A 6809-nucleotide genomic window follows, 5' to 3' on the forward strand; every position below is an offset into this window, starting at 1 on the left:
GCCCGGCTGTGCGGGTTCATCAGCGGGCCGTCGCAGGTCGAGCTGTTCGATGCGGGCGGCATCCTGCGCTCGCGGCTGTCGTACCTGTCGGGCAAGCGGGTGCGTTCGCAGAGCTTCTACGACAACGGCAAGCCTTCCGTGCAGGACGAGATCGTCGGCAGCCAGCGCACCGAGCGCCAGTTTTCATCCGAAGGCGTGAAGCGCCGCGAAACGGTGTGGCTGCTGGTCGAGCGCAGCGCGGTGCGGCAACGCGAGCAGGAGTTCTCCGAAAAGGGAACGCTGATCCGTGACCAGCGATGGAACCCGGCGGGCGAACCGATCGGCGACGACAGCTACCACCTCAATGGCCGGCCGCGCAGCAAGTCGGTCTACCGCGGAAGCGGCAATGCGCGCACGGTCGAGATTACCGAGTTCTACGAGAGCGGCCAGCGCGCCGCCCACGGCCGCTACCTGGTGGCGGGCCGCGGGCGCCAGGTGCCGGTGGGCACGCACCGGCGCTTCAGCGAAAAGGGCAACCTGCTGGCGGAATCGAGCTTCGATGCCAAGGGCCGCGTGACGCGCGAGCGCAGCTGGGACGAGAACGGCGAACTGCAGCACGACGAGCACGTGCTCGAGGACGGCTCGCGCAAGGCCTACACGCAGTAGCACGGCCCACCCCGGGGCCGCGCGGGCTTCATCAATCCAGCTTGATGCCGGCCTGCTTGATGATCGGGCCCCAGCGTTTCGACTCGGCGCGCGACAGCGCCGCGAACTGCGCCGGTGTGCCCGGCATGGCTTCCATGCCGAAATCGTCGAAGCGCTTCTGCACGGCCGGCGTGCCGAACGCGCGGTTCAGCTCGCTGTTGAGCCTGGCGACCACCGCGGGCGGCAGCCCCGCCGGGCCGAGGATGCCCTGGAACGCGAACACCTCGGTGTTGGGCACGCCCACTTCGGCCAGCGTCGGCACGCTGGGCAGCGTCTTGCTGCGCGCGCCCGAGCCGATGGCCAGCACGCGCACCTTGTTGCCCTGCATGATCGGCAGGCCCGAGGCCAGGTCGAGGAACATGCACGGCACCTGGCCGCCCATCACGTCGGCCATGGCGGGCGCCGCGCCGCGGTAGGGAATGTGGGTGATGAAGGTGCCGGTGCGGGCCTTGAACATTTCCATGGCCAGGTGGTGCGGCGAGCCATTGCCCGGCGAGGCGTAGTTGACCTTGCCCGGATTGGCCTTCGCGTAGGCCAGGAACTCCTTGAAGTTCTTGGCCGGAAAGTCGGGATGCACCACCAGCGCGAGCGGGAACTTGCCGATCGCGCCGATGTAGGTGAAGTCCTTCTCCGGATTGAACGGCAGCTTGCTGAACAGGTGCTCGTTGAAGGCCAGCACGGCGTTGTCCGCCGAGAGGATGGTGTAGCCGTCGGGCTTGCTCTTGGCGACGAGGTCGGCGCCGATGTTGGTCGAGGCGCCGGGGCGGTTGTCGACCACGATCTGCTGGCCCAGCGTCTGGCGCATGGCCTCGGCCAGCACGCGTGCGATCACGTCGGTGCCGCCGCCAGCCGGATAGGGCACCACCCACTTGATGAGTTGCGCCGGGTAGTCCTGGGCGCGGGCAAAGGGCGCGGCGGTTACGGCGGCGCCGGAGGCGAGCGTGGCGAGAAGGGTGCGGCGATCCATGGATCAGTCTCCTTTTTGTATTGGTTCGGTTGCGGACAGCGATGGTACGGGCAGCGCGTGCAGTGCGTCGGCCAGCGCGGCGCGGCAGCGCGCCTCGTCGCCGACCTGCTCGAACAGCAGCAGCGCGAGGCGGGCCAGGAACAGCGATTCGCGTTCGGCGCCGGCCTCGGTGATGGCGCGCGCGCACTCTGCATAGAGCCGGTCGCGCGCGTCGGATGGAAGCGGTGTGGTCATCTGGCAATCTCCGTGGAAGCGGCGGCTGCAGCGCGGGCCAATGCGGCCTGCAATGCGCCGCGGGGCAAGCGCCGCCAGCGCGCGGCCACATGGCCGTCGGGGCGCAGCAGGTAGACGGCACCATCGCGCGCGCCCAGCGCCTCGAACACGTCAGGGCCGACGTGCGCGTCGGCGCCTGCGATGCCCGGGCCTGCAATGGTGCGCACCGCGAACGGCAGCGCGCCGCCAAGCGCCTGTGCCAGTTCATCGTCCGGCAGCGGCACGGCATCGGCGCCCGGCCGGAGCACCAGCAGCGTGAAGACCGGCCCGATCCAGTCGGTCAGGTGGCCTTGCTCGAGCTGCTGCTCGGCCATGACCTCTCCAGGCAATGGCCCCGCAGGCAGCGCATCGCCTTCGCTCGACAGCGCCGAATCCGCGTAGCGCACGGCCTGGGTCTGGCGCGGGTTGATCAGCTGCGCAATGCCGCGGTGCACCTGCGACAGCGAAAGCGCGGCCTCGCGCAGCAGGTCGAAGCCGCGCGACGGCGGCGACATGAACTCGGTGCTGCGCATCGCGTTCTCGGCATTGACGTGAAAGGCCGCGATGCGCTCCTGCGAGTACGAATCGAGCAGCGACGCGTCCGACAGGCCGCGCGCCACGAAGGCCAGCTTCCAGGCCAGGTTGTCCGCATCGTCGAAGCCCGAGTTGAGGCCGCGCACGCCGAAGATCGGCATCGCATGCGCGGCATTGCCCGCGAACAGCACGCGGCCGTGGCGGTAGCTGTCGAGCGTCATCGCACCCGCGCGGTAGACCGAGGTCCAGACCGTCTTCCATGGCAGGTGGCCTTCGCCGATGGCGTTGAGGTGGCGCTGCACGAATTCGGCCACGGCCGCCGGCTTCAACGCGTCCTCGGTGCCCTGGCCCGCGCGCAGCTGGTAGTCGATGCGCCAGATGTCGTCAGGCTGGCGGTGCATCAGCACGGTCGAGCCCGGGTTCCACGGCGGGTCGAACCAGGCGCGGCGCTCGGTGGGGTGCGTGCTGTGCAGCTCGATGTCGATGATCACGTAGCGGCCCTCGTAGCCCGTGCCCTCGAGCGCGAGCCCGAGCGCCTTGCGCACGAAGCTCTGGCCGCCATCGCAGGCGGCAAGCCACTGGCCGCGCAGCCGGTAGGCGCCCTCGGGGTTGCGCACGTCCAGCGTCACGCCCTCGTCGTCCTGCGCGAGGCCGGTGAGCTCGGTGCCCCATCGGATGTCGACGAGCCCCGGCGACGCCTCGTTGCGGCGGAGGATCTCGTCCAGCAGGTACTGCTCGATGTAGTACTGCTCCAGGTTGATCATCGGCGGCAGCTTCTGGCGCTCGTCATGCGGCATCTCGAAGCGGAACACCTCGGCCGTCTTGTAGAAGCTGCGCCCGCCGGTCCACGGCAGGCCCTTGGCCATGAAGGCCGGCAGCACATGGAGCCGCTCCATGATCTCCAGGCTGCGGCGCGAGATGCAGGCCGCGCGGCTGCCCACGCACACCGTGTCGTCGGCCTCGAGCACCACGCTGCGCACGCCGTGGTTCGCGAGCCCCAGCGCCAGCGCCATGCCGACCGGCCCGCCGCCCGCGATCACCACCGGATGGCGGCCGGGCTCCATGCCGTCGTGCCCGAGCGCCGGCGTGCGCGCCGGGTAGCGCGTGTAGTGAAAGGCGCCGACGGAAGGCGGCAGTTCGGTGGCGCTGGCCGGCGGCGGCACCGGGCCGCTGGCGGCATCGGCGGCCCGTGCGCCGGGCGGCGGCGCGGTGGCCGGAGCGGTGGGGTTCGTCATCATGCAGCGGGATTGTCCCGATGCGCGGCGCTGGCCATTGTCATAACTTCGTACGAAGTAATTACCCTGCCCTACCTGCTCCCCCCATGAGACGCTGGCGCATCCAGCCCGCGGCGGACACCATGCTGTCCGCCGCCCTCGCCGGCGACGTGCTCGCGGGCATCGGCACGCCGCACCTGGCGGCCAGCTGCCTTGCGGCCATGCACCGCGTGATGCCCGTCACCTTCTGCACCGTGTTCGCGGTCGACGCCACCGGCCGCATCGAGGCGGTGTCGGCCGCCAGCAGCTACGGCACCACGGCCGAACGCACGGCCGAGCGCTACGTGGCGCAGCGCTTCGACCTGCTCGATCCCAACATGACCTGGCTGGCGGCGCGCAAGCTGCCCCGGCGCGCGCAGCTCTGGCTGGGCCACCAGCGCGCCGACGAGGTGGCCGACCCGGCCTACCGCGCGGCCTGCTACGGCGACGTGGGCATCCGCGAGCGCGCGTCGGTGCTGCGCCTGACGCCCACCGGCCAGCGCGTGGCCGTGAGCTTCTACCGGAGCCTCGCGCAGCCCGAATTCGGCGCCGCCGACTTCGCGGCCATCGAGCGCCACGCCACGCTCCTGGCCGACGCCACGCTGGCCCATGGCCGCAGCGCCATGGCCGCCCGCGAAGCGGTGGCGCCCACGCTCGCCTCGCGCCTTCTCACCCTGAGCCTGCGCGAGCGCGAAGTCATCGGCCACCTGATGGCCGGCCGCACAGCCAAGGAAGCGGCGCGCGAAATCGGCATCGAACTGACGACGGTGCGCACCCACCAGTACCGGGCGTTCCGGCGGCTGGGGATACGCAGCCAGAAGGAGCTGCTGCGCGCCGCGCCGCGCTAGTCAGCCTTCGGCGCCGTCGTCGTCCTGCGGGTTCGCCAGCGACACCGGCGCCACCTTCGCCCGCCCCGCCGCCGACACGATTTCCTGGTCGATCGCGCCGAACAGCGAGCGGCCATCGAGCCCCTTCATCTCGATGCGGATGGTGTCGCCGAACTTCATGAATTCGGTCACGGGCTCGCCGCCCTGGATGGTTTCGATGCAGCGCTTCTCGGCAATGCACGAATAGCCCTTGGGCCAGTCCATCTGGCCGTTCTTTTCCACGCCCTTGTTGCTCACGGTGCCGCTGCCGACGATGCTGCCGGCGCGCACGTTGCGCGTCTTGGCGATGTGGGCGATGAGCTGGCCGAAATGGAAGGTCATCTCGGGCCCGGCGTCGCACATGCCGACCTTGCGGCCGTTCCAGCTGCTTTGCAGCGTGAGGTGCACGCGGCCGTGCTGCCAGGCTTCGCCGATCTCGTCGAGCGTCACGGCCACGGGGCTGAAGGCGGTGGCCGGCTTGCTCTGGAAGAAGCCGAAGCCCTTGGCCAGCTCGGCAGGGATCAGGTTGCGCAGGCTCACGTCGTTGGCCAGCATCACCAGGCGGATGCCGTCGAGCGCCTGGTCGGGCGTGGCGCCCATCTTCACGTCGCCGGTGATCACCGCGATCTCGGCCTCGAAGTCGATGCCCATGGCTTCGCTGGGCACGACCACGTCGTCTGTCGGGCCGAGGAAGTCGTCGCTGCCGCCCTGGTACATCAGCGGGTCCTGGTAGAAGCTCTCGGGCACTTCGGCATTGCGCGCCTTGCGCACCAGCTCGACGTGATTCAGGTAGGCCGAGCCGTCGGCCCACTGGTAGGCGCGCGGCAGCGGCGCCATGCACTGGGCGGGGTCGAACGGGAAGGAATGGCGTGCGCGGCCGGTGTTGACCGCGTCGTACAGGTCCTGCAGCTGCGGGCTCATGAAGCCCCAGTCGTCCAGCACCTGCTGCAGCCGGCTGGCGATGCCAGTGGCGTAGTGGGCGAGCGTGAGGTCGCGCGAGACGACGACGAGCTGGCCGTCGCGCGAGCCGTCCTTCAGGGTGGCGAGTTTCATGATGGCAAATGCGTGATGAAGGACACGGCGCGAACACGAGAGCCGGCGCCGCGCCCACTAAACTGGTTGAACGGGCGGCAGTGTACCGAGGTGCTCCCGGTGAACCTCGGCGCCGGCGCCCACTCCACCACCTCATGCCGACGCTTGTCGCCTCCCAGCTGCCGTCCTCCGCCGCCCCGCCCGCACGCCCGTCATGGCGCGCGCTGGCCGGGCTGACGCTGGCGGTGGCGCTGGCCCACGTGCTGTTGCTGGACCTGGCTCCCACGGCCATCGGGCCCGACCCCTCGCCGCTCGCGAACAAGTTCATCACCCGCACCATCGTGATTGCACCGCCGGCCGCGGAAAAGCCGGCCGCGCCGGCCGCCGCAGCGCCAGTGGCCGAGGCCAAGCCGCCGCCGCCCGCAAAGCCGCGCCGGCCGCGCGAGCCGTCCAGGCCCAGGCCGGTGGCGCCACCACCACCCGAGCCGGTGCCGCAGCCGGCGCCCCAGGTTTCGGAACAGCCCCCGGCGCCCCCCGCACAGACGCCCGACCTCACGGCGCAGAACGCTACTGATTCAGGAGCGACACCTCCCGACCAGGCAGCCAGCGCCCCGGCGGGCGCCATGCTGGGCGGGGCGGGCAGCACGGCCAACGCCGGTGTCGGCAACGGGCCGCCCGGCGAGGCCGCCGGCGCCGCCAGCGCCGCAGCGGGCAATGTCGTCGGACCCGAAGCGCTGCGCATCCCCGGTTCGGTGAAGCTCGCCTTCGCGGTCACGGGCCAGCAGGGCGCCTCGCCGATGCAGGGCGTTTTCGGCGACCTGGTCTGGCTGCAGGACGGCAGCAGCTACGACGCCCGGCTGTCGCTCAAATTCCTGTTCCGGACCATCCGCAGCCAGCACAGCACCGGCCGGATCGGCCCCACCGGCATCGAGCCGGCGCGCTTTTCGGAAAGCCGCAAGGGCGAGGTCGCCTCGCACTTCCTGCGCGACCAGGGCCAGATCATGTTCAGCAACAACGCGCCCAGCGTGCCCCTGCTGCCCGGCGCGCAGGACCGGCTCAGCGTGGTGATGCAGCTGGGCGGCATGCTGGCGGGCGATCCGGGCCGGTATCCGGCCGGCAGCCGCATTTCCATCCAGACCGCCGGGCCGCGCGACGCGGGCGTCTGGGTGTTCAACATCGAGGGCGAGGAGCAGATGAGCGTGCCGGCGGGCGACTACGCCG

Annotated in this window: 7 protein-coding genes; 3 read left to right on the plus strand and 4 right to left on the minus strand. The window is 70.8% G+C overall.

Annotated elements, in window-relative coordinates; all coding sequences use genetic code 11:
• Window positions 1-645: toxin-antitoxin system YwqK family antitoxin (locus AC1DOC_RS13095; RefSeq protein WP_478129901.1), on the plus strand; the 645-nt coding region annotated here is incomplete at its 5' end.
• A 31-nt stretch (window positions 646-676) separates the two neighbouring features.
• Here the strand turns inward: AC1DOC_RS13095 and AC1DOC_RS13100 are convergent.
• The 3 genes from AC1DOC_RS13100 to AC1DOC_RS13110 are packed head-to-tail and all read right to left on the minus strand — an operon-like array spanning window position 677 to window position 3675.
• Window positions 677-1651: a Bug family tripartite tricarboxylate transporter substrate binding protein gene (locus tag AC1DOC_RS13100; RefSeq protein WP_015867540.1), complete on the minus strand. Its 975-nt coding sequence runs from the start codon at window positions 1649-1651 to the stop codon at window positions 677-679.
• A 3-nt stretch (window positions 1652-1654) separates the two neighbouring features.
• Window positions 1655-1885 carry a hypothetical protein gene (locus AC1DOC_RS13105; protein WP_015867541.1) on the minus strand — a complete coding sequence of 77 codons (231 nt, stop codon included), beginning with the start codon at window positions 1883-1885 and terminating at the stop codon, window positions 1655-1657.
• Window positions 1882-3675: an FAD-dependent monooxygenase gene (locus AC1DOC_RS13110; protein ID WP_369663675.1), complete on the minus strand. Its 1794-nt coding sequence runs from the start codon at window positions 3673-3675 to the stop codon at window positions 1882-1884. The genes AC1DOC_RS13105 and AC1DOC_RS13110 overlap by 4 nt, the downstream gene beginning before the upstream one ends.
• 83 nt (window positions 3676-3758) lie before the next feature.
• Here AC1DOC_RS13110 and AC1DOC_RS13115 point away from each other — a divergent pair, with 83 nt between their 5' ends.
• Entirely contained in the window at window positions 3759-4538 is a 780-nt protein-coding gene (locus AC1DOC_RS13115; protein WP_015867543.1) for a LuxR C-terminal-related transcriptional regulator, read from the plus strand.
• Here the strand turns inward: AC1DOC_RS13115 and AC1DOC_RS13120 are convergent, their stop codons facing one another.
• On the minus strand, window positions 4539-5609 hold the full coding sequence (locus AC1DOC_RS13120; protein WP_018907342.1) for a fumarylacetoacetate hydrolase family protein: 1071 nt from the start codon (window positions 5607-5609) through the stop codon (window positions 4539-4541).
• A gap of 134 nt (window positions 5610-5743) precedes the next feature.
• Here AC1DOC_RS13120 and AC1DOC_RS13125 point away from each other — a divergent pair.
• Window positions 5744-6809, plus strand: a 1066-nt coding sequence (locus AC1DOC_RS13125) for a DUF3108 domain-containing protein (protein WP_478129902.1), incomplete at its 3' end; no start/stop codon positions are given.

It is taken from the genome of Variovorax sp. 01T439_2 (assembly GCF_056398445.1).

What these genes read in the sequence shown, in the direction of transcription:
- AC1DOC_RS13105 (WP_015867541.1), bottom strand. Translation starts at nt 1,885, where the DNA reads ATGACCACACCGCTTCCATCCGACGCGCGCGACCGGCTCTATGCAGAG.
- AC1DOC_RS13120 (WP_018907342.1), bottom strand. Translation starts at nt 5,609, where the DNA reads ATGAAACTCGCCACCCTGAAGGACGGCTCGCGCGACGGCCAGCTCGTC.
- AC1DOC_RS13100 (WP_015867540.1), bottom strand. Translation starts at nt 1,651, where the DNA reads ATGGATCGCCGCACCCTTCTCGCCACGCTCGCCTCCGGCGCCGCCGTA.
- AC1DOC_RS13115 (WP_015867543.1), top strand. Translation starts at nt 3,759, where the DNA reads ATGAGACGCTGGCGCATCCAGCCCGCGGCGGACACCATGCTGTCCGCC.
- AC1DOC_RS13110 (WP_369663675.1), bottom strand. Translation starts at nt 3,675, where the DNA reads ATGATGACGAACCCCACCGCTCCGGCCACCGCGCCGCCGCCCGGCGCA.